This is a genomic window from Anabaena sp. EIM26 (assembly GCF_057568715.1).
Map to the genome: position 1 here is coordinate 5,354,076 of NZ_CM172472.1, position 24,135 is coordinate 5,378,210.

At 38.1% G+C, this 24,135-nt stretch carries 27 protein-coding genes; 12 read left to right on the forward strand and 15 right to left on the reverse strand.

Features of this window, described 5'->3' with window-relative positions:
* Nucleotides 1–148: 148 nt before the first annotated feature.
* Nucleotides 149–277 carry a hypothetical protein gene (locus tag AC012T_RS23220; protein WP_487061164.1) on the reverse strand — a complete coding sequence of 43 codons (129 nt, stop codon included), beginning with the start codon at nucleotides 275–277 and terminating at the stop codon, nucleotides 149–151.
* Between the two features lie 277 nt (nucleotides 278–554).
* On the opposite strand from AC012T_RS23220, the gene AC012T_RS23225 reads away from it, so the two are divergent.
* Nucleotides 555–1,406 carry a universal stress protein gene (locus AC012T_RS23225; protein WP_487061166.1) on the forward strand — a complete coding sequence of 284 codons (852 nt, stop codon included), beginning with the start codon at nucleotides 555–557 and terminating at the stop codon, nucleotides 1,404–1,406.
* Nucleotides 1,407–1,549: 143 nt separating this feature from the next.
* On the opposite strand, the gene psbM is transcribed toward AC012T_RS23225, so the two are convergent.
* From psbM to AC012T_RS23260, 7 genes are all read right to left on the reverse strand, one after another.
* The gene (psbM, locus tag AC012T_RS23230) at nucleotides 1,550–1,654 is read right to left on the reverse strand and encodes a photosystem II reaction center protein PsbM (protein ID WP_015216295.1); all 105 of its coding nucleotides are present in this window, start codon (nucleotides 1,652–1,654) and stop codon (nucleotides 1,550–1,552) included.
* Nucleotides 1,655–1,771: 117 nt separating this feature from the next.
* Nucleotides 1,772–2,068 carry a 2Fe-2S iron-sulfur cluster-binding protein gene (locus tag AC012T_RS23235; RefSeq protein ID WP_015216294.1) on the reverse strand — a complete coding sequence of 99 codons (297 nt, stop codon included), beginning with the start codon at nucleotides 2,066–2,068 and terminating at the stop codon, nucleotides 1,772–1,774.
* Between the two features lie 185 nt (nucleotides 2,069–2,253).
* Nucleotides 2,254–2,391 (reverse strand): photosystem II reaction center protein K, encoded by a 138-nt coding sequence (locus AC012T_RS23240; protein WP_487061168.1) that lies wholly within the window; start codon nucleotides 2,389–2,391, stop codon nucleotides 2,254–2,256.
* A 16-nt stretch (nucleotides 2,392–2,407) separates the two neighbouring features.
* A complete protein-coding gene (locus AC012T_RS23245) occupies nucleotides 2,408–2,548 on the reverse strand; it encodes a hypothetical protein (protein WP_487061170.1) in 141 nt (46 codons plus the stop codon).
* Between the two features lie 80 nt (nucleotides 2,549–2,628).
* On the reverse strand, nucleotides 2,629–3,744 hold the full coding sequence (tgt, locus tag AC012T_RS23250) for a tRNA guanosine(34) transglycosylase Tgt (RefSeq protein WP_487061172.1): 1,116 nt from the start codon (nucleotides 3,742–3,744) through the stop codon (nucleotides 2,629–2,631).
* A gap of 126 nt (nucleotides 3,745–3,870) precedes the next feature.
* Nucleotides 3,871–4,323, reverse strand: a complete 453-nt coding sequence (locus AC012T_RS23255) for a hypothetical protein (RefSeq protein ID WP_015216292.1) — start codon at nucleotides 4,321–4,323, stop codon at nucleotides 3,871–3,873.
* Between the two features lie 330 nt (nucleotides 4,324–4,653).
* On the reverse strand, nucleotides 4,654–5,679 hold the full coding sequence (locus tag AC012T_RS23260) for an IS630 family transposase (RefSeq protein ID WP_487059111.1): 1,026 nt from the start codon (nucleotides 5,677–5,679) through the stop codon (nucleotides 4,654–4,656).
* A gap of 112 nt (nucleotides 5,680–5,791) precedes the next feature.
* On the opposite strand from AC012T_RS23260, the gene cobS reads away from it, so the two are divergent.
* The 4 genes from cobS to AC012T_RS23280 all read left to right on the forward strand — a co-directional run bounded on the left by cobS (nucleotide 5,792) and on the right by AC012T_RS23280 (nucleotide 8,755).
* On the forward strand, nucleotides 5,792–6,568 hold the full coding sequence (gene cobS, locus AC012T_RS23265; RefSeq protein WP_487061174.1) for an adenosylcobinamide-GDP ribazoletransferase: 777 nt from the start codon (nucleotides 5,792–5,794) through the stop codon (nucleotides 6,566–6,568).
* A 90-nt stretch (nucleotides 6,569–6,658) separates the two neighbouring features.
* Nucleotides 6,659–7,663, forward strand: coding sequence for a hypothetical protein (locus tag AC012T_RS23270; RefSeq protein ID WP_487061176.1), 1,005 nt, complete (start codon nucleotides 6,659–6,661; stop codon nucleotides 7,661–7,663).
* A 121-nt stretch (nucleotides 7,664–7,784) separates the two neighbouring features.
* Nucleotides 7,785–8,333 carry a peptidoglycan-binding domain-containing protein gene (locus AC012T_RS23275; RefSeq protein WP_487061178.1) on the forward strand — a complete coding sequence of 183 codons (549 nt, stop codon included), beginning with the start codon at nucleotides 7,785–7,787 and terminating at the stop codon, nucleotides 8,331–8,333.
* A 5-nt stretch (nucleotides 8,334–8,338) separates the two neighbouring features.
* Entirely contained in the window at nucleotides 8,339–8,755 is a 417-nt protein-coding gene (locus tag AC012T_RS23280; protein WP_487061180.1) for a type II toxin-antitoxin system VapC family toxin, read from the forward strand.
* A gap of 506 nt (nucleotides 8,756–9,261) precedes the next feature.
* Here the strand turns inward: AC012T_RS23280 and AC012T_RS23285 are convergent.
* The 3 genes from AC012T_RS23285 to AC012T_RS23295 form a co-directional block, all read right to left on the reverse strand.
* Nucleotides 9,262–9,720 carry a PPC domain-containing protein gene (locus tag AC012T_RS23285; protein WP_487061182.1) on the reverse strand — a complete coding sequence of 153 codons (459 nt, stop codon included), beginning with the start codon at nucleotides 9,718–9,720 and terminating at the stop codon, nucleotides 9,262–9,264.
* A gap of 78 nt (nucleotides 9,721–9,798) precedes the next feature.
* Nucleotides 9,799–10,467 (reverse strand): ComF family protein, encoded by a 669-nt coding sequence (locus tag AC012T_RS23290; protein WP_487061184.1) that lies wholly within the window; start codon nucleotides 10,465–10,467, stop codon nucleotides 9,799–9,801.
* Nucleotides 10,468–10,528: 61 nt separating this feature from the next.
* Nucleotides 10,529–11,020, reverse strand: a complete 492-nt coding sequence (locus AC012T_RS23295) for a GNAT family N-acetyltransferase (RefSeq protein WP_487061186.1) — start codon at nucleotides 11,018–11,020, stop codon at nucleotides 10,529–10,531.
* 285 nt (nucleotides 11,021–11,305) lie between these two features.
* Here AC012T_RS23295 and smc point away from each other — a divergent pair, with 285 nt between their 5' ends.
* On the forward strand, nucleotides 11,306–14,995 hold the full coding sequence (gene smc / locus AC012T_RS23300; RefSeq protein ID WP_487061188.1) for a chromosome segregation protein SMC: 3,690 nt from the start codon (nucleotides 11,306–11,308) through the stop codon (nucleotides 14,993–14,995).
* A 14-nt stretch (nucleotides 14,996–15,009) separates the two neighbouring features.
* Here the strand turns inward: smc and AC012T_RS23305 are convergent, their stop codons facing one another.
* Entirely contained in the window at nucleotides 15,010–15,747 is a 738-nt protein-coding gene (locus tag AC012T_RS23305; protein ID WP_487061190.1) for a Uma2 family endonuclease, read from the reverse strand.
* A gap of 506 nt (nucleotides 15,748–16,253) precedes the next feature.
* On the opposite strand from AC012T_RS23305, the gene AC012T_RS23310 reads away from it, so the two are divergent.
* The 5 genes from AC012T_RS23310 to AC012T_RS23330 all read left to right on the forward strand — a co-directional run bounded on the left by AC012T_RS23310 (nucleotide 16,254) and on the right by AC012T_RS23330 (nucleotide 19,234).
* Complete coding sequence (locus tag AC012T_RS23310; protein WP_487061192.1) at nucleotides 16,254–17,531, forward strand: hypothetical protein; 1,278 nt, start codon at nucleotides 16,254–16,256, stop codon at nucleotides 17,529–17,531.
* Nucleotides 17,532–17,851: 320 nt separating this feature from the next.
* On the forward strand, nucleotides 17,852–18,136 hold the full coding sequence (locus AC012T_RS23315) for a toxin-antitoxin system TumE family protein (protein WP_487061194.1): 285 nt from the start codon (nucleotides 17,852–17,854) through the stop codon (nucleotides 18,134–18,136).
* On the forward strand, nucleotides 18,133–18,486 hold the full coding sequence (locus tag AC012T_RS23320) for an HVO_A0114 family putative DNA-binding protein (protein ID WP_487061196.1): 354 nt from the start codon (nucleotides 18,133–18,135) through the stop codon (nucleotides 18,484–18,486). Before AC012T_RS23315 ends, AC012T_RS23320 begins: the two co-directional genes overlap by 4 nt.
* A 104-nt stretch (nucleotides 18,487–18,590) precedes the next feature.
* Nucleotides 18,591–18,818: a hypothetical protein gene (locus AC012T_RS23325; protein WP_487061198.1), complete on the forward strand. Its 228-nt coding sequence runs from the start codon at nucleotides 18,591–18,593 to the stop codon at nucleotides 18,816–18,818.
* Nucleotides 18,818–19,234 (forward strand): type II toxin-antitoxin system VapC family toxin, encoded by a 417-nt coding sequence (locus AC012T_RS23330; protein WP_127053724.1) that lies wholly within the window; start codon nucleotides 18,818–18,820, stop codon nucleotides 19,232–19,234. The genes AC012T_RS23325 and AC012T_RS23330 overlap by 1 nt, the downstream gene beginning before the upstream one ends.
* Nucleotides 19,235–19,559: 325 nt before the next feature.
* Here the strand turns inward: AC012T_RS23330 and AC012T_RS23335 are convergent, their stop codons facing one another.
* Nucleotides 19,560–20,732 (reverse strand): glycosyltransferase family 87 protein, encoded by a 1,173-nt coding sequence (locus AC012T_RS23335; RefSeq protein ID WP_487061200.1) that lies wholly within the window; start codon nucleotides 20,730–20,732, stop codon nucleotides 19,560–19,562.
* Nucleotides 20,733–20,861: 129 nt separating this feature from the next.
* On the opposite strand from AC012T_RS23335, the gene AC012T_RS23340 reads away from it, so the two are divergent.
* A complete protein-coding gene (locus AC012T_RS23340; protein ID WP_487061202.1) occupies nucleotides 20,862–21,920 on the forward strand; it encodes a UbiA family prenyltransferase in 1,059 nt (352 codons plus the stop codon).
* A 1-nt stretch (nucleotide 21,921) separates the two neighbouring features.
* Here the strand turns inward: AC012T_RS23340 and AC012T_RS23345 are convergent, their stop codons facing one another.
* Nucleotides 21,922–22,770 (reverse strand): SAM-dependent methyltransferase, encoded by an 849-nt coding sequence (locus AC012T_RS23345; protein ID WP_487061204.1) that lies wholly within the window; start codon nucleotides 22,768–22,770, stop codon nucleotides 21,922–21,924.
* Between the two features lie 84 nt (nucleotides 22,771–22,854).
* Nucleotides 22,855–24,135: an ABC transporter ATP-binding protein gene (locus AC012T_RS23350; RefSeq protein ID WP_487061206.1), complete on the reverse strand. Its 1,281-nt coding sequence runs from the start codon at nucleotides 24,133–24,135 to the stop codon at nucleotides 22,855–22,857.

The following is a 24,135-nucleotide window of genomic DNA, read 5'->3' on the forward strand; positions in this document are numbered from 1 at the left end:
CGCGAAGCGTGCCGTTAGGCATATAAACCAAAAATCTATATATATCAACAGTTTCAGGCTGAAAAAGTAAAAGAAGGTGCAAGAAATAAGCGATGAAATCATCAAAAACCGTTCATTTACCCAGATTTGAGAATATTCTGATCTCCTTCTAATTCTTCCTCCTGACTCCTGACTCCTGACTCCTGACTCCTGACTCCTGACTCCTGACTTCTAGCCCTAACGGAAAGACTTTTTCAGCAAGCCCTAAATATAGATTAAAAATAATAACTAACATCATATTTCGTAAAGTTTGTTAGGGTAAATTGAGAGTATGCTTAATCTATCGAAAGCCTAGTTGCAATTTTAAGTAACTAAGCGCAAAGAAACTTAAAAAATTATTAGTTTTCTACTCATTGGTTAGTGTTACTAGTACTAACTAATAACTAAATAACTAATAACTGAAGTTAATTTGTGCCTATTTACTGACTAGGTTGTTGAGCAAAGTGGAGAACATCAGTTCTGATGCTCAGTACTAGCAGCGAAACCCAAAGAACCCTTAAGAACAATTACGGAAGATGATAGAAAAAATTTTGCTGGCTGTCTCTGGACTGGGACACGCAGAAGAAATGATGAAGACATTGAAAGAAATGCCCTCAATCCAATCTGCAAAAGTTACGGTTCTGCACGTTGTATCCCCACAAAGCACTGCGGCTGTAATGACGGAGAAATGGGAAGAAGGTGGTAAAATTCTGGCTAATGCGATTCAATCTTTGGACTTAGACCCTAGCCAAGTTTCTTCGATTTTGCGGCAAGGAGATCCTAAAGATGTAGTTTGTCAAGTAGCTGAAGAAATGGATGCTGACTTGATTGTCATGGGTTCACGGGGACTCAAGCGACTGCAATCAATTTTAGGGAATTCTGTTAGCCAGTATGTTTTTCAATTATCTTCTCGTCCCATGTTGCTGGTTAAAGATGACATTTATGTCAAAAGAATCAAGCGGGCTATGGTGGCTATAGATCAATCTGAAGCAGCAACCAGTTGTTTGAATTTAGCTCTGTTCATGCTGCGTGGTGTCACAGGTGGCCAGTTAATTTTGGCTAATATTAATACAGATTTAGGTGGCAAATTATCGGGAATTACTGATATCAAGCCAGAAAAAAATTCAGTTTTAGGACTTGCGGTAGCAGAAGCAGAGAGACAAGGTGTAGCCGTTCGTTGTGTTACTAGTAGTGGCAAACCTGGGGAAGAAATTTGCCGTTTAGCTGAAGAACTGAATGTAGACTTGTTAGTATTAGGTTCCCCAGATCGTCGTCCATCTATTGCTAAGAGTTTTGTTGATCTAGACCGATTGATAGGCGCTTCTTTGTCTGATTACGTTCGAGTTAATGCGACTTGTCCAGTGCTGTTGGCACGAACTTCTGCTTAAATGCATTTTTAGTAATAGTTTCTCTAATTACCAATCCATCATCAAATATTGGTTTGAGCGATTGATAAATAAAAACCCCTGCACTGAATGAGTGTAAGGGTTTTTTATTTTATAGCCAAAGTATTAACTATCTTTTCAACGAATTAACCTTCTCGGCTGGCAGTTTGAATGTAAAGCATAATTAAAAAAACGGCAGGCACTAGCACGAACAAAATGCTTGCTACGAACCCCAGGTCATTAACTTGCATGGCAAGATAGCCTCTCTTTGATTTCCAGTCAACAACTTTAGAATAGCATCATCTATGACTGAGTTTTTCCAAATTTTCTGCTTTTGCCAACACTAGTCACGAGTAAATAACCAAAAGTTAAGGTTTTGTAACGACACTAACAGGGCCATTAACTAGGGTTTGACAGGCCAGACGGTAGTTATCAGGCTTTTTTTTAAATTTCCGGTTTTCAAAATCAGTGCGTGGTGAGAGGTTTTCTAATCCTTCTACTACCTGAACTATACAAGTACCGCATTGACCTGCACCGCCGCAATTGGTCATTTTGCCAATCAAAGTATATATATCAATGTTATTTTCCATTGCTTTGAGCCGGAGATTTGCACCATCTGCGGTCACTATTTCTTTATTCTCTTTAACAAATTTAATATTTCCCATAACTAATTCCTCGCTGAGTGTAAATGTGGCTATTGGTTTTGTGTGAACCAAGCTTGATACATTATCCCACTTAATTATGGTTATTTGTTGCAAAATATTAATAAATATCAATTTTTAATAAGACGATTACAAAAAAATTAGGACAGGTGTTTGTTTCCTGTCCACGGAATTAACAATACATTGATTTACCTGAAACCTACGGCAGCTTGCCAAACAAAAGCAAGCAACAGGAAGAAAACAGGAATGATTGGGAGAACATCTACCAAGGGGTCAAAGATTTGGTAGGCTTCAGGCAATTTTGCTAATAACAGTGCAACTTCCATGTTTGTTTATATCCAACTAATCCAACATAGCTTTCATATTTGAGTTGTATATTAACATGGTTTGGGGACTGGTAATTGGTAATGGGTGATTGGTGATTGGTGATGGGAATAATTCTTTCCCCCTGTCACCTGTCACCTGTTCCCTGTCACCTGTCACCTGTCACCTGTTCCCTGTCACCTGTCACCTGTCACCTGTTCCCTGTCACCTGTCACCTGTCACCTGTCACCTGTCACCTGTCACCTGTCACCTTCTTCTGTAAGCCAGTGTCCAAAGTCGGTGAGGAAGCGATCGCTCAAAATTGATTCCCGAATCTTTTGGGTAAAGCGAATTAGTTCGGTGATATTGTGAATACTCAATAATGTGTAGGCTAATATTTCCTGCGATCGCACTAAATGAGATATATATGCACGACTAAAGTTTTGGCAAGCATAACAAGGGCAAGTTTCATCTAAGGGTGCAAAATCTTCACGAAACTTAGCATTTTTTAAATTCCAACGTTCACCGGAGACGATCGCAGTTCCATGACGCGCCCATCTGGTGGGAATCACGCAATCAAATAAATCTATCCCCGAAGCGATCGCGATCGCCATTTCTCGATAAGTTCCCACACCCATCAAATAACGGGGCTTATTAACAGGTAATAACGGCGCTGTAGTTTTGACAATTTGCGCCATCAATTCCGTCGGTTCCCCCACACTCACCCCACCAATGGCATATCCTGGCATATCCAACTCAGCCAAAGCATTGGCAGCACGGGCGCGTAAGTCCAAATATACCCCTCCCTGCACGATGGGAAACAAGGCTTGATCAGTGCGTTGATGGGCAACTATACAACGTTCTAGCCAGCGATAAGTCCGATCTGTGGCTGCTTCTACCTCTTCACGAGTGGCTGGATAGGGGGGACATTCATCAAAAGCCATGATCACATCCGCCCCTAAAATATTCTGAATTTCAATGGAGCGTTCTGGCGTTAATTTAATAATCTGACCGTCACGGGGCGAGCGAAAGGTTACACCTTCTTCTGTAATTTTTCGCATTTCACTCAAACTAAAGACCTGGAAACCACCAGAATCTGTGAGCATAGGCCCGTTCCAGCCCATGAACTTATGTAGTCCACCACCACCGGCAACAATTGCTTCTCCTGGTTGGAGATGTAAATGATAGGTATTTGATAAAACCATCTGCGCCCCAGTATCTTTGAGTTGAGCAGGGGTAATGGTTTTCACATTTGCCAGTGTACCCACAGGCATAAATCTGGGAGTTTCTACAGCACCATGAGGGGTGAAAAATACTCCGGCTCTGGCTTTTGTGTGACTACAACTAGCTAGACATTCAAAGGAAAAATTGGTCATTGGTAATTAGTCATTGGAGACAGGAGGCAGAAGGCAGAAGGTTATTTTCCCATCTCCCCATCTCCCCAATATTTAGGGGTGAAACCCTGCATTATATACTGCCTAATTGGGTATATTATTCTAAGACTAAAAGCAATCGGAACAGTCATCGTCAATTTCTGCATCCCATCTTGCTGATAGTACTTGCTCCATCATTGCTTCCATAGCGACGACGTTAAAATGGCGATCGCACCGTTCTTGCAAAGGTATGGACAGAGGAATCAAACGCAAACAGATATCTTCTTGGATTAAATCAAAGTAGGGTTCTTGTTGCGGTGATTGTTTGAGTTCCAGGTAGTCAAAACTATAAATGTTCAGATATAGTGCCTTGTTGGCGACTATGGTAGATCTTTGTGGGCTTGTAAATACTTCCATCACATCACCCTCACCTTCGCTGAGTAGCTTGTCTTCTTGGGTGTAGATGTAGCGAACTCGACCTAAATCAGCCAGTAAGCGTCTGATATCGAGTTTATTGACAATAATGCCAGTATTAACAATGCACGGTGCTGGTATCCTAGTGTCGGGTAGATGGTGACTCATAGAGAAATAGCTATTGAGGGAAGGTGAGTGACAACACAGCTAAAAAGTCAATTGCCTAGCTTTTGGACTGGAAAAAACCCTACATTTCCAAAATATCAATTTTGTAGGGCGATCGTCCATTAAAGAATCGAAAAGCCAACCGTCCCTGATAATTTTGTGGTTTTTTTCGTCATTGAATGCGCTTATATTATCTGTTACTGGAACTTTTGATTACTAATGACGTTAGCATAACAAACTTTTTGGCATCAGTCTCTAGTTACTAATCAAGCTTGAATATCCACTACATCTTGCTACAAGTGTTGTGTCCTAAATATAGCAATCCTAAATCATTCATGAGAAAACACCATACTCATAAAGTTTTGGAAAGTCAAAAATTTGACAATGAATGGATAACTCAAATAACGCCTTGACTACAGTAAAAGAATGACAGAAAAAATAAAACTCTCTAATTAATCGTTTTGCTTGTAGCCAAATATCTTCTACAGGATTCTGTTGTGGTGCATTCGGGGCAAATCTCAAGCAGGTAATCCACCATTGTTCTTTTTCAAGTTCACGATTTAATGAATCTAGATAATCTTGAATTTCTTGTGAACGATGATAACTTGCACCATCCCAAATTATTAAAAGTTTGGCTCCAGGTCGCTGTTTTTGAAGATATTCTAAAAAATTAATTGTGTTTTTAGAGTCACCTTTTTCAGCTTTATACGTGAGAAATTCTTTGGTTTTATAATCCAATGCACCGAAATATGTTTGTTTATCACGAGCATTTACTACTGGTATTGTTACTCGTTCACTAGTTTTCCCCCAAACATACCCTATTATATCCCCCCAAAGTAAATGACATTCATCTACCATGAACACAACTAGGTCTCCTGTCTCTATTTGAGGCCGTCGCGTCTCCAACAACTCACAAATCTCTTTTTTTTTTGAATCTACTAATTCTTGGTTATATTTTGGATTATTTGCTTGAGTTTTCTTCCAACTAATACTGGCAGCATCAAATAAATCGTAGTAACTTTGTTTTGAGGAGAATGTTACTCCATATTCTGAGGCAATATAGTACTCTAATTCATTTAAAGTCCATCTGTCTTTGGTTTGCAACCATTCCATTACCTCGGCACGTTGAAGCTCATCTAGAAAACCTTTACTTCCTTTATGCCCTAGTTTTAACCCTTCCAGCCCCAGTTTAAAAAATGCTTTTTTATAGGTACTAATGAAGCCAGATGAGACACCTAATATTGGCATTATCTCTTCATGCTTGTATCCACATAACAGCATTTTTACTGCTGTAGCTCGCTTGATTTCACGTGGCTCTTTATTATTTTTGATAAAATCTTCTAATAATTGTATCCACATCACCACACCTGCACCTTGGTTTCAAACGTTACTTTTAAGCTCTCTCCGTATTTTCTCATGAATGATTCCGGATTGCTATATATATTGACTAGTAATTATACTTTTAAATAAGATGAATCAAATATTGCAGTGGTGGAGAAAACAACTATTACAGTTTGTTGCAACCATAATATTTTATACCGCTATTCCTTTACCCCATATCAAAAACTTAGAATTTGAGCGGGTAGCCTATTTTGCTCCTGTTGTCGGGTTGATGATTGGCACAATTTTAGGTTTATTGGATAGAACAATTGATTATTTGGGTATCCCAGTATTAACTCGTAGTGCTTTAGTAGTAATACTTTGGGTAGGAATTACAGGTGGGCTACATTTAGATGGAGCAATGGATACTGCTGATGGTTTAGCGGTGACTGATCCAGAAAGGCGTTTGCAGGTGATGGTGGATAGTGCCACAGGTGCATTTGGAGCGATGGCTGCGATCGCTATCTTGCTATTGAAAACCACAGCATTGAGTGATTTGGCGGAAAACCGCTATTTAGCGTTGATTGCGGCTTGTGGGTGGGGACGCTGGGGACAAAAATTTGCGATCGCTTTTTATCCTTATTTAAAACCCACAGGTAAAGGTGCATTTCATAAACAAGCGATTCAGTCTTACAAAGATTTATTACCAAGCTGGTTTTTGCTAATTAGTTTGAGTGGTTTAGTTTGGTTAATTAATTCCCAGAATCTAGTTTTTGCTATTGGAATGATGATTGCTGGAATGACAATATCTATTTTAACAGCAGCTTGGTTTAATCATAAATTAGGCGGACATACAGGAGATACTTATGGTGCAGTTGTTGAATGGACTGAAGCCTTATTTTTGTGTGTAATTACAAGTTTCTTATGAAATTCAATTGTATTGTGCTTAGGATATAATTTGTGAACAAGGAAAACAGTTAAGTAATTTAATTACTAGGAACTCTAGGTACTTAGAAAAATGGAAAAATGTATTTACACAAAAAAAGAGTTTGACTCTGCAACAGGTGAACATATATTGCAAAACGCTCTCGGAGCTAGATGGAAATCAACTCGAATTTCGTCAAATGCCGTTCAAGTAGAGTTTGGAAAGACTATTGACGTGGCTCTAGCAAATGGACTGCAAGAGATTAGGACTATTCTTGGGACAAAGAGTGGACGTAATGAAGATGCTCCTGTCATCAAAAATATAGAGGGTTCTGCCGGAAACACCTATCATCTTAAACCTGGAGGCATTCCTTATATTGCAAGGCCTATAGTAAAAACTGAAGCGACTTCGGACGGAAAAAATCAAATCACTAACTTCTCTATTAGCAACCATAATGAGTCTGGGTGGCTTTTTGCAGAAATAAGGAAAAAATTTCCTAATGAGGAATTTAACATAGACGATATTAGGGGAAAAGTAAAAAAAGGGCGTGGCTACATTGAAGAGACGCTTCCAATGAATTCGTCAATTGGTGGAAAAGACTACTTTAGAGGAATGCTAAAATCTATCTTCAATCTTTTAGGAGAAATGGATTGTGAGGTAGCTTTGATGCCAACTTTTGATGGAGTACGGAAATTTATTCTCTCTGGTGAAGGTGACTTTACCAATTATGTAAGATGGCTTACCTGTTATGATACACCTCTCATACCAAAAATTGGAGAGTTTGACCATTTCATTTGTGTATTCTCAAACAATCATAAAATTGATGGATTTGCTCAATTTTATGGAGAGATTGCCCACTCTGTTCGTCTAACAGAAACTTACGATGGTGCTGATTTTTGCTACTCTTATCTTGTCAATCCTTTTCGTGATTCTCAACAGGCTGAGAAGCGAAACCCTGATTTTGATAAGTTGTTGCTGCCACAATTTGAGGATGGTGTTGAGCTACCGAATGAAATTGTATGGTCTGTTTATAATGCACGCTTTTCTAATATTCTCCAAAAGTACCAAGAACGAGCAGAAAAAGAGAATATAAGATGAATTATTGGTGAAGTTTTGGGTTCCCCTGATGGTGAGCAGATTAATGATGAGCAAAGACAACAGTTAGTTGATAGGCTTGCAGAGGATATAATTAGAAAAATGCAGATAACAGAGGATTAGAATGATGGGAAAATTACACATAGGATTTAAAAGGAAAGATGATGCTAATAGCTTGCATCAAGAGCTTTGGGGGAAGCAAGGTATATCAAGACTTACCGTAACAGCGAGAAAGCCTAAAACTGGAGAATATCTTGTTTCAGTCGAGACTGATTCCCAGGAAATTCAAGAAGAAATTCAAAGTTATGGTGGAAGAATTTTATCTAATGAAGAATACGAAGCTTTAACAGCTTACTCAATTGGAGATGCTTGGATTACCCAGATTCAAATGGATTTAGCCAGTAAAGGTTACTATTTGCCAACTCTTCCTAGTGGTGTATTTGACGAAGAAACGAAATATGCAGTAATAGCATTTCAAAGAGATAACGGATTAGAAGTTAATGGAATTGTCAATGAAGAAATGATGGAGAAATTGAGATCTGCAAACCAACGTCCGTCATTTCTTCAAACCGCAAGCTCACTTCAATTAGATGGTCCTGCCGATTGGTCTGTTAATATAGATTACTATCTTTACGGAACAGAGACAAAAAACATGACCAATGCTGAAGTTTAGTTGAAATGATTAATACAGTTTTTCTTGATACTTCTTTTGCTATTGCTCTGTCTTCTTCAGGAGATGAATTCCATTATCAAGCCCAAAAGTTAGCGAAGCAAATTGAATTTGAGGGGATTCCTATTGTAACTACGCAAGCAGTATTACTAGAAATTGGTAATGCCTTATCTAAACAGAAGTATCGTGAAAAAGCAGGAATACTGATAGAGTCACTTATCGCTGATCCAACTGTTGAAATTATCCCTTTCACAAATGAACTCTTTATCCTTGCTTTTAGATTATTTCAGTCTCGTCCTGATAAAGAGTGGGGTTTAGTAGATTGCCTTTCTTGTATTGTGATGCAAAGATGCGGTATCACGGATGTTTTAACCACAGATAAACATTTTCAACAAATGGGTTTTCGTGCTTTACTACGCGAATAAATTTTCTCGCAATTGTTTACACTCGTATTTTGGCTTAATTTTACGCTTTTACTCCATCTTAATTTAGCAGTCCTCACCATATAAAGCAAACAAAAACTCCTGCTTGTTTAGACAATGCAAGAGTTAGTTTTTGCTATAGTTATTTAGTTAAACCATCATATCTATTGGGATCTTTTTTCTCCTTTTTGTCTTTGGGGTCTTTTTTAGGCTTCTTAGCTTCTTTATTACCTTTTTTTTCCTTAGACATAAGTCTTCTCCCAGTAAGTTAATCTGTCAAAGCCTCTACATTCTGCTGTTAAGAAATTAGGGTGTAGCTTACCTAATATTCTTTTCAAACAGAATGCAAAGTATCAGACACTTATGTAACTAACTACCATTATAGAATGTTATTTAATTTTATGACTGAGTTAGTTGGCTACTACACAAAACGTAGTCAGATGTAATTTTATCTAAAACAAAGCTAATTCCTTTCATTAGCAAGGAATAAGGGAATTTAGAAGCCTTTTTTATTTCACTGGTTGTAGTTTTGTCACTTTAAGTTTATATGTACCCACTCCAGTTTCCCCAAAAGAACGGACGCGAACGATGTAGGTTCCTGTTTCGTTGATGCGAGCAAATAAGAGAGAATTGCTACTACCATCTGGTCCATCATCATTTTCTGAGACTGTTGAACCATCAGGTGCTAAGAGTGTAATAATGCTGTCAAAGTTTTCCGATGATAAATCAATTGCTAGATTATCACCTTTATTTAACTTCACTGTGTAATCACGAGCAAATCCACCTTGACCTGTGGGAATATCATTGATTGATAAAGTATCAGTAAGTTCTATATTGCTATTTAAAGGAATGGGACTATATAAATTATTTTTTTGAGCAAAAGCTGTATTGATGCTGATGCCTATAGCTAGTATGGAAGCAGGAAGGATAATAATTTTTTGTAAAGCCGCTGCAAAAACTATACTCATAAATTAAAATATTGTTGCCAAAAATACAGTGTAATTTTGCTAATTATAGATTTCTCAGACACGATTTGCCCATCAACTCTAGGTTGATCTATCTTTGGTGGTAATGGCAACAGCAGCTAACCCCAGGACAGATATGCCATTTTGATTGAGCGCAGATACAGCAGATTTGGCAGTTGCACCTGTTGTATAAATATCATCTACTAGCAGCACTGGTGCATTTGGGTGACGACGAAAATCTGATCCTATTGAAAAAGCATCTGCAAGGTTGTTTTCTCGCTCGAAACCGGATACTGCAAATTGTGCTTTAGTATCTTTGATTCTTTCTAGCCCATTTAATTGTAACTTTAAACCTGTTGTTTGACAGAACCCTTGGGCTATTAGTGCAGCTTGGTTATAACCTCTTTCTTTGAATCTTTTGGCGTGGAGTGGTATGGGTACAATTACAGGCTTTTGATTTGCTAATGGGGTATGCAATAACCATGCTTCGCCTAAATAATTACCTAAAAGTCGGGCAATTTGGGGTTGGTTGTCATATTTCATGGCTGCGATCGCTCTTTTTAAAGCACCTCCATAACTACCCAAGCTAAATACTGGTAATGGTTGTTGCCATAAATAGTGAGGATTTTTGAGATGGCAGCTTTGCAGTTGTTTGGTACAATATTGACATATTTCCACTTTTGTGCTGCGTTGACATAAGGGGCAATGGGCTTGCAGAAAGAGATTTAGTAGGCCTTTAAAAATGGTCATTAGTCAAAGAAGTATTTAATAGACAAATATGCATCTTCCAGAACTGTTGCAGACAACGTCTCTATGTTCTTTGTTGGAGGTATTTAACATAAATGCGATCGCACCTTTGTGTTTCTACTCCTGTGGTGGGGATGTAACCATTAGTTTCATACAGAATGACGGCTTCTGTTAAGAAACTGGCGGTTTCTATCCAAATTTGCTGAAATCCACGAGATATGATCGCTGTTTCTATCGCTTGTAACAAATGTTTCCCTAAACCTAAACCGCGTACATTAGGTAAAAGATACATTTTGCGGATTTCTACGGCTTTTTCACCCCGTTTAATAGGATAATATGCCCCTGTACCTACTATTTTATTTTGGTGTTCAATTACCCAAAATTCGCCTCCGGTAGCTAAATAACATTCTTCTATTTGCAATACATCTCTATCCGCACCGTTAGGTTCCCAACCTAAACCATATTCTGATAGTACAAAACGAATAACCTCTGCGGCTTTTGTGCGGTCTTTGGGTTCCCAATTACGAATTACAAAATCTTGGTAATATTGTTTCATAATCTGTTGAGGCTGGTAATCGGTAATTGGTAATCGGTAATTGGGAAAATAACTAGCAGATTAGCTAGAATAAGTTTATTATCAAGTAATTATCCAAAACTTATATCTTATATAATAATACTTAATTACAAGTAAAATAATAGCCATAAAATATACAGTTTGAATACATAATTTATAATTATAGGATACTATGAAATCAAAATTCTCTCTTTTCAAGAGTTGCGAATCTGCAAATAATTGATACACTTGTTCTTTTAGCCTAGTTACAAGTTGGGCAGCGCCTCTATGGTGTACGTCAAGCGCGTTGAACTTACCAATTTTAAATCCTTCGGCGGTACTACTTCTGTCCCTTTGCTGCCGGGGTGTACTGTCATATCTGGGCCTAATGGTTCGGGTAAATCAAATATTCTCGATGCTTTGCTGTTTTGTTTGGGGCTTGCTAGTTCTAAGGGAATGCGGGCTGAACGTTTGCCGGATTTGGTAAATAATGCTCAAAAGCATAAAGGACGTTCGTCGCTGGAAGCTAGTGTGACGGTGACTTTTGATTTGGGGGATGATGTCTCACGCAGAGGCGCAGAGGAGGACACTTGCGTGGGCGGGTCTCCCGACTTGAGCAAAGTGTCCGTCGCGCAGAGTGAGGAGGCAGAGGGGCAGGGGGCAGCGGGCAGCGGAGATGAGGAAGTTGGTGAAGAAAATCCAAAATCCAAAATCCAAAATCCAAAATCGAATGAATGGAGTGTTACTCGACGGTTGCGAGTGACTCCTCAAGGTACTTATACGTCGAATTATTATATAAATGGTGTTGGTTGTACTCTGACGGAGTTGCATGAGCAATTACAGGATTTGCGGGTTTATCCTGAGGGATATAATGTGGTGTTGCAAGGTGATGTGACTAGCATTATCTCGATGAATGCACGGGAACGTCGGGAAATTATTGATGAGTTGGCTGGGGTGGCTGCGTATGACAGGAAGATTATCCAAGCTAGGTCAACTTTGGATGAGGTGAAGGAAAAGGAAGATAGTTGTCGGATTATTGAGACTGAATTAACTGTACAACGCGATCGCTTGGCTCAAGATAAAGCTAAGGCAGAAAGATATCAAAAACTGAAAATAGAGTTTGTACAGAAGCAGTCTTGGGAGGCGGTTCTATCTTGGCGTTCTCTGCAAGCACAGCAAGAAAAGTTAACGGCGCAAATTCAAACAGGCGATCGCAATTTTACCGATTTCACGACCCAATTAACAACGACTAACTCGGAAATTATTCAAAAAACGGCTGAACTTGATGAACTCAATATCCGCGTTAAAGCTTTGGGAGAAGATGAACTTTTATCTGTGCAGTCTCACCTCGCTACTCAAGAGGCTGAACGTAAACAACTCCAACGTCAACAACGGGATTTAGAAACAGCTTTACAAGAATCTGCAAGGCGTTTAATTCAAACTCAGCAAGAAATTCAGCAATATCAGTTGTCTCTCACTCAAGCTGTACAACAACAAAATGTTGAAACCTTGCAGGTAACGAATTTACAACAAGAACGAAATGACGCACAACAAGCGTTAGATTTTTCTCGTCAAGCAGCTGCGGAAATTGCCTCGGCTTCGGAAGCTTGGGTACAACAACAAACGGCTTTAAATCGGCAAATTGAGACTTTGTTGCAAACTCTTGAACCCCAACGCACTGAACAAGCACAACTTCAAGAACGCAATACTCAGCTACAGCAACTTATTGAGGAACAATCCCAGCTAATTGCGACTTTAGAACCTGAATTGGCTCAAAAACAAGCTGAATGTACGCAAGTTGAAACAGAATTTAATCGTTCTAGTGAACCTATTCAAAAATTAGCTGAAAACCTAGCTGCGACTGAACAAGAGTTACAAATTCAACAAGAAACTCAAAAGCGTCTTTTGCAAGAACAGCGGGAAAAACAACGTCAGTTAGATAAGTTGGAAGCACAAACCCAAGCACAACAAGAGGTACAAGGAACACAGGCGAGCAAGGTAATTTTACAGTCAGGAATGCCTGGTTTATGTGGTTTGGTTGTGCAGTTGGGAACGGTAGAACCTCGTTATCAGTTGGCGTTAGAAATCTCTGCTGGTGGACGTTTGGGACATATTGTGGTGGAAGATGACAGCATCGCTTCTGCTGGTATTGAACTCCTCAAACAAAAACGCGCCGGTAGAGCAACTTTTTTACCTTTGAATAAAATTAAAACATCGAAAGCTATTCAAGATGCAACTTTGCGTTATGCTGATGGCTTTGTTAATTATGCGGCTGATTTGGTGGAGTGCGATCGCCGTTATCGAGATGTTTTTAACTATGTTTTTGGGAATACTGTGGTTTTTGCCAGTCTTGCACAAGCCCGAAAGCAATTAGGTCTATATCGTATCGTCACTTTACAAGGGGAATTGTTAGAAACTAGCGGGGCAATGACTGGGGGGAGTAATACCCAGCGTTCAGCTTTGCGTTTTGGTACGGGAGAACCTTCTGAATCTGAAGAAGTAGTAAATTTAAGAACTCGATTGGTAGATATTGAGCGTGTTTTAGAACGTTGTGCAGAAGCGATCGCTAATTTAGCCAGTCGGACTAAAACTCTCACCCTAGAACTCACGGAAACACGTCAAGGAAGACGAGAACAGCAGCTAAAGTTGGAACAGTTGCAAAAAGATGTCAAGGGTTTAACAGGGCAATTAGAAGCCACACGCACTCAACTTTCCCAAAATACCGAAAAATTCACCACTGCACAATCTCGTTTGCAAGTTTTAGATCGGGAATTACCAGGACAAGAATCGCAACTGCAAGAATTAAGACATACTTTATCTGAGTTGGAATCTTCCCAAACCCCTAGCGAATGGCAACAGATCCAAGTAATCATTAAAACCCAAGAGCAACAATTGCAACAAAAAGAAACTGCTTTAAGGGATTCACAACAACAATTAAAAAATCTCGAAAATCAACAACAGCGGTTACAAGAAAAAATCCAAGAAGCAGAACAACGAATCAGCGAATATCAACAGGAACAGTCAACAGTCAACAGTCAACAGTCAACAGTCAACAGTCAACTAGTAGAACTGAATAACCAAATTACTGAAATTCAAGTTAGTTTGAAGCAAATGGAGTCAAATTTAGGAGAAGAGAAAAAGAAAAGGGATATTACAGAAACCGAAGTGCGATCGCTCTTATTGCGTCAACAACAACTACAATGGGAAATTGAAAAACTCCAAGAAACCCAAGAAAAACGCCGGGAAGAATTAACAGCACTGCAAACCCAATTGCGAGAATTAGGTGCAGAATTACCAAGTCCCCTCCCAGAAGTTCCTAATCAAGTCGATTTAGAAGAACTGCAAAAAGAATTGCGAAGTCTATCCAAACGCTTACAGGCAATGGAACCTGTGAATATGTTAGCGTTAGAAGACCATGAAAAAGTCCAAAGTCGTCTCCAAGAACTTACAGATAAACTGCAAACATTAGAAGCAGAACGCACAGAATTACTTTTGCGAATCGAAAACTTTACCACCTTACGCCAAATCGCCTTCAAAGAAGCCTTCGACGCAGTAAACGAAAACTTCCAAACTATTTTTGCTACCCTTTCCGACGGTGACGGCTATCTACAACTTGATAATACTGAAGATCCCTTTAACAGTGGTTTAAACCTAGTCGCACACCCCAAAGGTAAACCTGTACAAAGATTGGCTTCTATGTCAGGGGGTGAAAAATCTTTAACAGCATTAAGTTTTATCTTTTCCCTACAACGCTATCGTCCATCTCCATTTTACGCCTTTGATGAAGTAGATATGTTTTTAGATGGTGCCAACGTCGAACGATTAGCCAAAATGATTAAACAACAAGCAGAACAAGCCCAATTCATTGTTGTGAGTTTGCGCCGTCCGATGATAGAATCAGCCCAACGCACAATCGGTGTAACTCAAGCTAGAGGCGCATATACTCAAGTTTTGGGGATTAAGTTAAGTGACAAATGATATGGCTGAAAATGCTATAAATTAACCCCTTGTTCTGCTAGTAACTGTCTTAATTTAGCTAATTTTGCTTCTGCTAAATCTGCACGTTGTTTTTCCTGTTCTACTGGTGTAGGCAACCAGTTATTATCTCGATCATACCAACGTAGCCACAATCTGGTTAATCCTTGATATTCTCCATGCCATAATCCTAAACCCAATTCTGCTTCTTCTAACCATACTCCTAGTCCATTTATTGGCAAAAGTTGATAACGACTCATTACCAACCCAAAACAATTAAACTCATCTGTATAACGGTTATAAACAAAATAATAAGGGATTCTCAGGATTTGTTCATAAACAGACCATTTATTAGGAGGTTGATTAACTTCCCTTAAACTTCTGCCTAAATCTTCCGCTTCTGTACCTGGTGATATTAATTCTATAGCAACAAAAGGATTTACCCCCTCCTGCCAAGTAACGTAACTTAATCGGAGTTCTGTTTCTTGATAAAATCGAGATACCCCCAATACTGCAAACCAATCTGGGCGTTTATACCATTGGGTATGACGGGAATCATAATATAAGTTTAAATCACTACCTATAAATACATTATCTTCAGTATAGGTGGGCGGACGAAAGGTACTGCGTAGTAATTCTGGTTGTAATAGGTGAAATTCATCTGGCAATCCTGGTTCCTCCTGATTTTCACTAGGTAAATCATACATAGTTGGCAATACTTCTTGAGGAGATAATGGTGGATCTATTTGATACATGATTGATTAGCTCCTTGCCTTAGCGTCGCTGATTGAAGATATTGTGATTTAAGAATTATCTTCAGATACGTGAAACTTGAATATATGTGGATATGCTCAGATGTAGTGTGCCGTTTCTATCTCTAAGAATAAAATGTCCACAATTTGTGCATTTAAACTTATTATAAGCACCTAGCTTAACATAGACGTGACCAAAGCTCACATCTTGCACTAAAATCATGAGCTAACAGGCATGGTTTATAGTAGTGAGCTTGCGTCGCCCGATGATAGAGTCAGCACAGCGCACAATCGGCGTAACTCAAGCTAGAAGCGCGTATACTCAAGTTTTGGGTATTAAATTGAAATCATCTGATCATTGAACCAGTCCGCAGAATTGCTTAAGATATATAATCGTGAAGCACTCCGTAGGAATCGCGCAAGCATTGACCAAAGTTATCGCTTGCCGCTCAATTACACCATTATCAGCATTGAGCTACTTTTGAAGAAGTCGAGTTTAGGAAAGTGAATTGAAAATTGTTGATAATCATTCAATTAAGGAATTGCTGAATCAGATTCGTGCTATGGAAAGCTTAGAAAGCTTGTATAGGCTCGTTCCGTGGGCAAGTCGTCTATGTCCAAAACTTAGTGAAATATTTTCCAATTTTTCTGAGATCAAGCTTCAACTAGAAGTGATCCTCTTGCCGGATCGGTTCAATGAAACTTTCTCGTCATTAGGTTGGATTGCTTATGAGTCTCTTAACCTCAATGCAATGAAGCAGGCAATCGAAATTTCTGAGACAGCAGGGGTTGCGGATGCCGAAAAATTCCTTGCAAATCATTACAATGAAGAAACATTGAAATGGGGAATACTCCGCTTTAGTGGTCATCCGGATTTCCGAAAACGTCTACGACTAATTGAACTGGCTAAAGAGGACTATCTTGCTGAGAGATATCACGCCTGTATACCCCTACTTATTAGTCTTACAGATGGTTTGGTCAATGATGTTTCTAACCATGTTGGTTTGTTTGCTGAAAATACTGACGTGACAGCTTGGGATTCCATTGCCGCTCATGAAACTGGTCTTCAATCTCTAGCAAAACTTTTGGGAAAAGGCAGAAAGAAGACCAATGAAGAAGAGATAACAATTCCATTTCGGCATGGCATTCTTCATGGACGGGAACTCGCCTTCGATAACAAGATAGTTGCTGCTAAGTGCTGGTCTACACTCTTTGCTGTTAGAGATTGGGCAGGTTCAATTGCAAATGGCAAAAAATACCCGAAACCTAAAGAGCAGGTTACATTATCTGAATTACTGAAACAACTTACCGAGAATGCAAGAACAAAGCAACTTCTTGAACAATGGCAGCCACGAACGCTAGAACAGCTTGATCATTTGCCATGTTCCAGTTTATCAATGCATTTACCAGAAGACAGCCCAGAAAAGGTAGTTATTGAGTTTATCGAAAACTGGATCAATAAAAGATACGGCAAGATGGCAGAAGTCTTAGTAGATTTTGTAAGTACCCCTTTGGGGAAGAAAGCAGGTCAAGTAAAACAAGACTTTGGTCATATTAATTTGTTGTCATATGAAATAAAAGCTGTTGAGGATGAAGCCGCTTCAGCTTCTCGTGTTCAGGTTTATTTGAAATTTTCAAAACAAGGTGAGCCTCAGCTTGAAGAACTCTGGATAAGAGTTGTATATCATAACCATGAAAATACTCCATTAATTCGTGGAGAAGAGGGTGGTAACTGGAAAATTATTCAAAATGGATTCAGTAAAGTCATATATCCGACCGTTGTATAATAAAGCATGAGAGCGAAACATATTGTGATATTTTAGTGCGCCATTTACACCTTGACTAATTGCGATCGCCGATCTACTACTTCTTCTAATATACAAGGGTGCGTTAATGAAATGTAACGCACCTTATTTTTAATTGAACAGAAGCGATTTTTTCCGAGTAACTTCTCAAGAGAAAGTCAAAATCACATCAGTGCGATCGCTCGTAGGTTAGATTGATAAAGTGCGATAGCGAAGCGCTCCGTAGGAATCGCTCAACTGTGCCGTTCGGATCATAATATTGCTACTCGACAGAAGTTAAATATATTGCTACAATGCAATATATGAAGGCCACTCTAATCGCCAAAGCAAAAGAAGTTCATGACGACGGATCAATCGTCGAGGTTGTTATATGGGAATTACCAGAACCAATACCACCAAGCACACATAAATACAAATACAGATTATTTTACGGGCAGAATGGAAAATGTAGAATTCGATATGACAACGAACGCGGAAAAGGAGATCATAAGCATATAAATTCACACGAAATAGATTACAAATTCATAAGCATTGATAAATTGCTTGACGATTTTGAAAAAGACATTGAAACCTGGAGTGAATCATGAAAGCAATTATTGAAGTATCCAAAGGTGGTTCCGCAATCCGAGCCGCTCGTCAACAAATTAAAGACTCCGAAATTGGAAAGCCAGTAAATTTTAGAATTTCATTTGAATCTGCAAAATCACTTTTTAGCGAGCTAACGCCTGCTCGACTTGATTTGCTTGATACTTTAAGCAAAATAGAGCCATGCAGTATTTACGCGCTGGCAAAAACAGCCGAAAGAAACTATTCAAACGTACACACAGACGTAAATCGCCTGGAAGAACTCGGATTAATTGAACGGACAGAAGAAGACAAAATATCTGTACCGTTTGAAGCCGTTGAAATATTCATGCCACTAGCGAAAGCAGCGTGAGAATTTGATAAAGTGCGATCACCTATTGGGTTTAAGTGCGATCGCTTATAATATACTGAACAGACAACATATATTAGACAACCATTCAACCATAGGAGCTATCTATGTTGTTACAAGAACTTAAAGAACAGATATTTAAACTACCATCTAGCGATCGCCTTGCCTTAGTCAGTGCCATAATTGAGTCATTGCAAAATCAGCCAACTTTCGAGGTTGACCGCTCTGGGGCAATTCAACGGATGCGGGGCTTATTGAAAACAGACCAACCTGCACCAACTGATGAGAAGGTAGCTGCAATGTTAGAAGAGCGGCGAGTGGAGAAGTATCTTTAGTGAGAGTTTTAGTTGATACCAATATTGTCCTAGATTTTCTGTTGCAACGAGAGCCATTTTCCCAAGATGCAGAACTGCTGTTTCAAGCGATCGATAGTGGTCAAGTTGTTGGCTATGTGACAGCAACAACACTAACAGATATTTTCTATATTTCTCGCAAACATACTCTCAGCATTGAGCAAGCACGGCAAGCAGTATCAGAAACTTTGACTGTTATGGTTATTTGTCCCGTTAACCGAGCCGTTTTAGAATCAGCGTTCAAATCTGGTTTGGCTGATTTTGAAGATGCCGTGCAAATTTTTTGTGCGGTCGAGCAAGGATTAGACGCTATTCTGACACGCGATGCTAAAGGTTTTTTGAGTTCTTCTATACCTGTGCTATCAATACAGGAATTGTTGCAACGATTAAGGAGATAACGCTCTTGGGAGGTAAAGAGTGTGATAGTGCGATAGTGAAGCGCGACCTAGGAATCGCTTGTAGGTTAGGTTGACCAAAAGAAACCTAGCCCTTTCAAGGTGACTAACGGAAATACGCCATTTCCCTGAGATCATCTTAAATCCTCCGCCCATATTTTGGGTTTTTGAAGGTTGAAAAAACCAATCTTCGTTCCAAATTTCACCACCTTGAAAGGGCTAACCAAAGGAAACCCAACCACTTGACATGAAATTAATTGAATATATTTATTCTTTGTACAAATATGAACCTTTCCGAACACCCACCCAATTTCAGATAAGGAGAGTATCAAATACCTTTAGCTTTATGAAATTGTTTTTGGTTAATTAAAAGGTAAAAGAAAGCAGCAATCCAAATTATACTTTGCAGGATTTTGGCAAATGGTAAATCCATAGCTTTACCAGGAAGTAATAAACTCAATAAAATCAAAATTAACATCAAAATATTTGATTTATTTGGCTTATAAAAAGCTAAATTAACTATTGCTAATAATAGAAAAACTAACATCACATTATCATAAATTAAATGATAAGTACATAATCTACCCATAACAGCAGCAATAGCAAAGAAAAACAGTAAAGAATTATCCTTAAATAAATAAAATATGCCTAAAATAATAGCAGTAGCAAGTACAGCTAATAATATTGTTGCTATAAGTGGGTTAATACCAAAATTGGTGAAAACATTAATTGCCGAATATCCTTTACTAACATAATATTGAGAAATTTTAACCATGTTCTCAATCATATAAACAGGAGAAACTTGGGTAACGATTCCAATGATATAACTAGTAATAACAATATAAAGACAGCAAGCCAAGGCTGCATCAAAATTCTTACGAATAATTACAATGAAAAAATACAGTGCCGAAATACTAGGTTTAACTAAAGCTAGTCCTAAAAACAAACCTGCTGATAAATTATGATTTTTATTCAATAGCCAAAACATCCCAATTAATAGAGCATTAATAATAATGCCATATTGACCAAGACTTAGAGTAGTAGAATGACTGCTAATTGATAAACAAGCAACTACTGTAAACCAGCTTTTTAATTTACCATAAGGTTTGCCGATTTGATAAGCAAAAATAGCTAATATAACTAAGGATATAGTATTCAATAAAGCATGATACCAGCGCGTTAATTCCCAAGAAATGGGTGGGAAAAATATGAACCCTGTGAAAAAAGCCCAAGGTGGATATCCCCCAGATGTTACAGCACCTAGTTGGGGATCTATAAAAAGCGAACCTTTGGTAATATCATAAGGATATAAACCTCGATATATATATTGTTGTTCTTTCCAGCGTCCATATAAATCTCCTGCACCAATTTCATCTATTATTAAATAATAAAACCCTCTGATCAAATATGAGAAACACAGGAAACTCAAAATGAGGGAAAGATAAAAGATAATTGTTGCAGGAGTGAACTTTTTTAAGAAAACTACGAGTTGATTATTCATGGAAAAACATATAATATATTTTTAAATTGATGCTACAGATTGGTAGTTTTTCGGTAAGGATACAGGTAGAAAAATAAATGCTTTTCAAGCATAAAACTCAATTTATTCAATATTTTTCAGAGTATATTTATGAAAACTTTGGGAATTCTTAATAAATTCATTATTCAATTACAAAAGTTAGCTACTCTTATCCGAGCTAATGAGTGGTGGGCATTTAAGGGATCACCTGTACTAGCTACAGCCTATGCTACAGCCTCAATTCTCAATATTCCAGTTTTTTTGCTATGGAATGCACTCATATTTCTCTTGATATCTTTAACAGTAGTCGCAATTTATGCTTATCTGTTAAATGATCTCTCAGATCAAGATGAAGATTTAATAGCGGGTAAATCTAATAGTCTAGTCGGTCGTTCAAAATCTTTCAAGAGCATAGCGATAATATTGTGTCTATTCCCAGGAATGTTGGCAATAGGAGTTTTAATTAAATTACCTTTAGCTCTTGCTATTTATATCAGCAATTGGCTGATTTTCATGGCTTACTCAATCCCGCCTATCCGTTTAAAAGAAAGAGGCATTTTAGGGGTTTTAGCTGATGCAACTGGGGCGCATTTGCTGCCAAATTTATTTGCAGTAGTCTGGATAGCTCATCTGTCAGAGCAAAAGATTCCATTACAATGGATAATTCTAGTAGGCATTTGGTCACTGGCGACTGGGTTACGAGGAATTCTCTGGCATCAGATAAAAGATATAGAGAATGATCGTTTAACTGGAGTTAATACTTTTGCTGTTCAAACATCTATCGAAACCTTAAAAGGCTTAGGTAAGTGGGTTGTTTTTCCACTAGAAGTTATAGCTTTCACTGGCATGATGATTATTTGTGCCAACTACTTACTTGTTATTTTTCTGCTAATTTACCTGGTGACACAATGGTTAAGATACCAGTTTTGGCAAATTAATAGTATCATTGTTGCCCCTGTTTCCTCAGATAGCATAATCCTAGAAGAATACTACACCTTATTTTATCCGATAGCTTTTTTAGTGTTAGCAACCTGGCAGAATCCACTTAATCTAATCTTTTTAGCAATTCATCTGCTGCTTTATCCAAATCATTTATGGTGGTGGCTTAGAGATATTCATGGTCTACTAAGATGGGAGATTCCTAAGTATTTCGATCAATTAGAAAAATAATCTATAGCTTGCGGAATTTAACCTCAAGTACCTCAAATATCTGAAAAGGAAGTCGAATACAATCACTATACACACCATGATGATTGTTAAGACTCTCAAAGGCACTAGGAGCAGAAAAGTCTTCACGTAAAGCAATCGGTACAACAAACTCAATATAAAGACCAAGACTATGAGCCATTTTAATAAGTTCATGAATAACTAATACTTTATAAAGGTATTCTTTACGCACTCTAGCTGTATATTCAAGCTGCACTTTTTTGTGGTAAGGATTGGTTACAGCAGTAATAAAAAAGTCTTTTATATATATGAAACCACCAGGTTTCAAAACATGAATAGCTGATTCCAATAAATCTTTCTGATTCATTGCATACCCGAATGATTCCAAAAAGTACACCACATCAAAACTATTAGCTGGATACAATTTATCAATTGCAGCAAAGTCTCCAAGGGTAATGTTCACTTTATCACTTATACTATTGTCGGCAATAAAATTACGACCTTTTTCAGCTTGTACAGGGCTTATTGTAATACCTTCGATAGTAACTTCATTTTTTTGAGCCAAGGCAACAGCCACTCCACCAATACCGCAACCCGCATCAAGCAAACGCATACCTGCTTTCAAGCCAATTTGCTGAGAAAGATAGATGATAAATTCACTATCGGAGGTAGGTTTTGATGCCTGTATTATCGGGCCATAACTACCTAAATAGGCATCTGTTTCTCGGTCATAATACTTGGCTATCTCTTCAGTTGTTGGTGTATCAATGCTATATTTTTTCTCTCGAAGCTGTTTAAATTTATTTAAAAAGCCTAAATAGGTTAAAGTTTTTTTTACGACTTTTCGTATCATAATTCGGATTTAGGAATATGCAGAAAGTAAATTGAGGGAAGTTTATGTTTCATGACAACTGCCTAAAAATAATAATTAAAGTTTTTAATCCCATTCCACAGGTATATGAAATAAGCACTTATAAGCCCTAGCAAAATTTAGCTCTGTGTCATTATATCCTTTAACTTCAAAAGAATATGGAGTTTCTTCATATCCTTTTCTGCCGATAATATCATAACTGCTTTTTTCTACAATTGCTACTCTTATTTGATATTTTCCTGGTAAGAGTGGTAGCTGATGAACTAAGAAACAAAACTCATTTTGTCCCCTTTTTAATTGATAATAGTTTTCCCCATGCTTTCCAGACATAATCGCCATTGGAAATAATTCCCCCTGTCCCAAAGAACAACCGATTAAAATTGGACAGTTATCAATCTGAGAATTACAAATTATCCGAAATTGAACTTTACTCCCTGGAGTGATTTCTTCCCCAACTAAAGAAATTACTTCCACTTGCTCAATTTCAACAGAGCTAAATTTTTCCTCTGGCAGAAAATTTTCATTTGTTGATTCTAAAGATTGCTCTGTTTCAATCATTAGTGAAACTGGATTTGAAGGATTTTCTTTTATCTCCATCAATTCATTGTAAGCGTGAATTATTTCATCAGGTTTACCAGTGTTATGTGCTTGTCCCTGATTCAAAATCATAGCCCGGTGACAAAGTGATTGAATTTGAAACATTTCATGGGAAACGAGTAATATAGCGCCACCTTTTTTAATATAGTCTCTCAGATAAGCTTGAAACTTCTGCTGAAAGCGAATATCTCCTCCCCCTAAAGCTTCATCTATAATAAAAACATCTGGTTGTAATTGTGTATAAATAGAAAATGCTAATCTCAGCCGCATTCCTGTACTATATGTACCGACAGGAGCATCAATAAAGCTTTGAAGGCCTGAATAGTCAATAACTTCATTGATATTTTGCTTAATTTGGTGTTCACTGACTCCATATATTGATAGTTTATTGTAGATGTTTTCTCGCCCTGTTTGCACAGCATTTAATCCAGATTGGTTATCCATCATTACCACGTGATTAGTATGCCATATAACCTGACCTAGTGTAGGTCGTAAAATTCCCGTGATTAAATTAATTAATGTGCTTTTGCCAGCGCCATTATGTCCAATTAATCCTAGAACTTCACCTGCTCTCAGTTGTAAATTGACATCATAAACAGACCAAAATTCCCCTGGACGGAGACGATTCTCTCCTTCTGCTTTGCGGCGAAATTCCCAAAAAATATCTTTGATTGTATAACGTAATGCTAACTTGGGATCACGACAAAATCGTTTTGATAAATGCTGGGTTTCCAATAATATTTTTGTCAT

Excerpts from the sequence above, each read along its gene's own strand:
- AC012T_RS23305 (WP_487061190.1), bottom strand. The coding sequence starts at position 15,747 with ATGTATCAAATAGATCCACCATTATCTCCTCAAGAAGTATTGCCAACT.
- AC012T_RS23335 (WP_487061200.1), bottom strand. The coding sequence starts at position 20,732 with ATGAATAATCAACTCGTAGTTTTCTTAAAAAAGTTCACTCCTGCAACA.
- AC012T_RS23275 (WP_487061178.1), top strand. The coding sequence starts at position 7,785 with ATGATGGGAAAATTACACATAGGATTTAAAAGGAAAGATGATGCTAAT.
- AC012T_RS23240 (WP_487061168.1), bottom strand. The coding sequence starts at position 2,391 with ATGGAAGTTGCACTGTTATTAGCAAAATTGCCTGAAGCCTACCAAATC.
- AC012T_RS23225 (WP_487061166.1), top strand. The coding sequence starts at position 555 with ATGATAGAAAAAATTTTGCTGGCTGTCTCTGGACTGGGACACGCAGAA.
- AC012T_RS23270 (WP_487061176.1), top strand. The coding sequence starts at position 6,659 with ATGGAAAAATGTATTTACACAAAAAAAGAGTTTGACTCTGCAACAGGT.
- AC012T_RS23290 (WP_487061184.1), bottom strand. The coding sequence starts at position 10,467 with ATGACCATTTTTAAAGGCCTACTAAATCTCTTTCTGCAAGCCCATTGC.
- AC012T_RS23350 (WP_487061206.1), bottom strand. The coding sequence starts at position 24,135 with ATGACAAAAATATTATTGGAAACCCAGCATTTATCAAAACGATTTTGT.
- AC012T_RS23280 (WP_487061180.1), top strand. The coding sequence starts at position 8,339 with ATGATTAATACAGTTTTTCTTGATACTTCTTTTGCTATTGCTCTGTCT.
- psbM (WP_015216295.1), bottom strand. The coding sequence starts at position 1,654 with ATGCAAGTTAATGACCTGGGGTTCGTAGCAAGCATTTTGTTCGTGCTA.
- AC012T_RS23255 (WP_015216292.1), bottom strand. The coding sequence starts at position 4,323 with ATGAGTCACCATCTACCCGACACTAGGATACCAGCACCGTGCATTGTT.
- cobS (WP_487061174.1), top strand. The coding sequence starts at position 5,792 with ATGAATCAAATATTGCAGTGGTGGAGAAAACAACTATTACAGTTTGTT.
- AC012T_RS23235 (WP_015216294.1), bottom strand. The coding sequence starts at position 2,068 with ATGGGAAATATTAAATTTGTTAAAGAGAATAAAGAAATAGTGACCGCA.
- AC012T_RS23345 (WP_487061204.1), bottom strand. The coding sequence starts at position 22,770 with ATGATACGAAAAGTCGTAAAAAAAACTTTAACCTATTTAGGCTTTTTA.
- AC012T_RS23285 (WP_487061182.1), bottom strand. The coding sequence starts at position 9,720 with ATGAGTATAGTTTTTGCAGCGGCTTTACAAAAAATTATTATCCTTCCT.
- AC012T_RS23325 (WP_487061198.1), top strand. The coding sequence starts at position 18,591 with ATGTTGTTACAAGAACTTAAAGAACAGATATTTAAACTACCATCTAGC.
- tgt (WP_487061172.1), bottom strand. The coding sequence starts at position 3,744 with ATGACCAATTTTTCCTTTGAATGTCTAGCTAGTTGTAGTCACACAAAA.
- AC012T_RS23315 (WP_487061194.1), top strand. The coding sequence starts at position 17,852 with ATGAAGGCCACTCTAATCGCCAAAGCAAAAGAAGTTCATGACGACGGA.
- AC012T_RS23260 (WP_487059111.1), bottom strand. The coding sequence starts at position 5,679 with ATGTGGATACAATTATTAGAAGATTTTATCAAAAATAATAAAGAGCCA.
- AC012T_RS23295 (WP_487061186.1), bottom strand. The coding sequence starts at position 11,020 with ATGAAACAATATTACCAAGATTTTGTAATTCGTAATTGGGAACCCAAA.
- smc (WP_487061188.1), top strand. The coding sequence starts at position 11,306 with ATGGTGTACGTCAAGCGCGTTGAACTTACCAATTTTAAATCCTTCGGC.
- AC012T_RS23220 (WP_487061164.1), bottom strand. The coding sequence starts at position 277 with ATGATGTTAGTTATTATTTTTAATCTATATTTAGGGCTTGCTGAAAAA.
- AC012T_RS23340 (WP_487061202.1), top strand. The coding sequence starts at position 20,862 with ATGAAAACTTTGGGAATTCTTAATAAATTCATTATTCAATTACAAAAG.
- AC012T_RS23320 (WP_487061196.1), top strand. The coding sequence starts at position 18,133 with ATGAAAGCAATTATTGAAGTATCCAAAGGTGGTTCCGCAATCCGAGCC.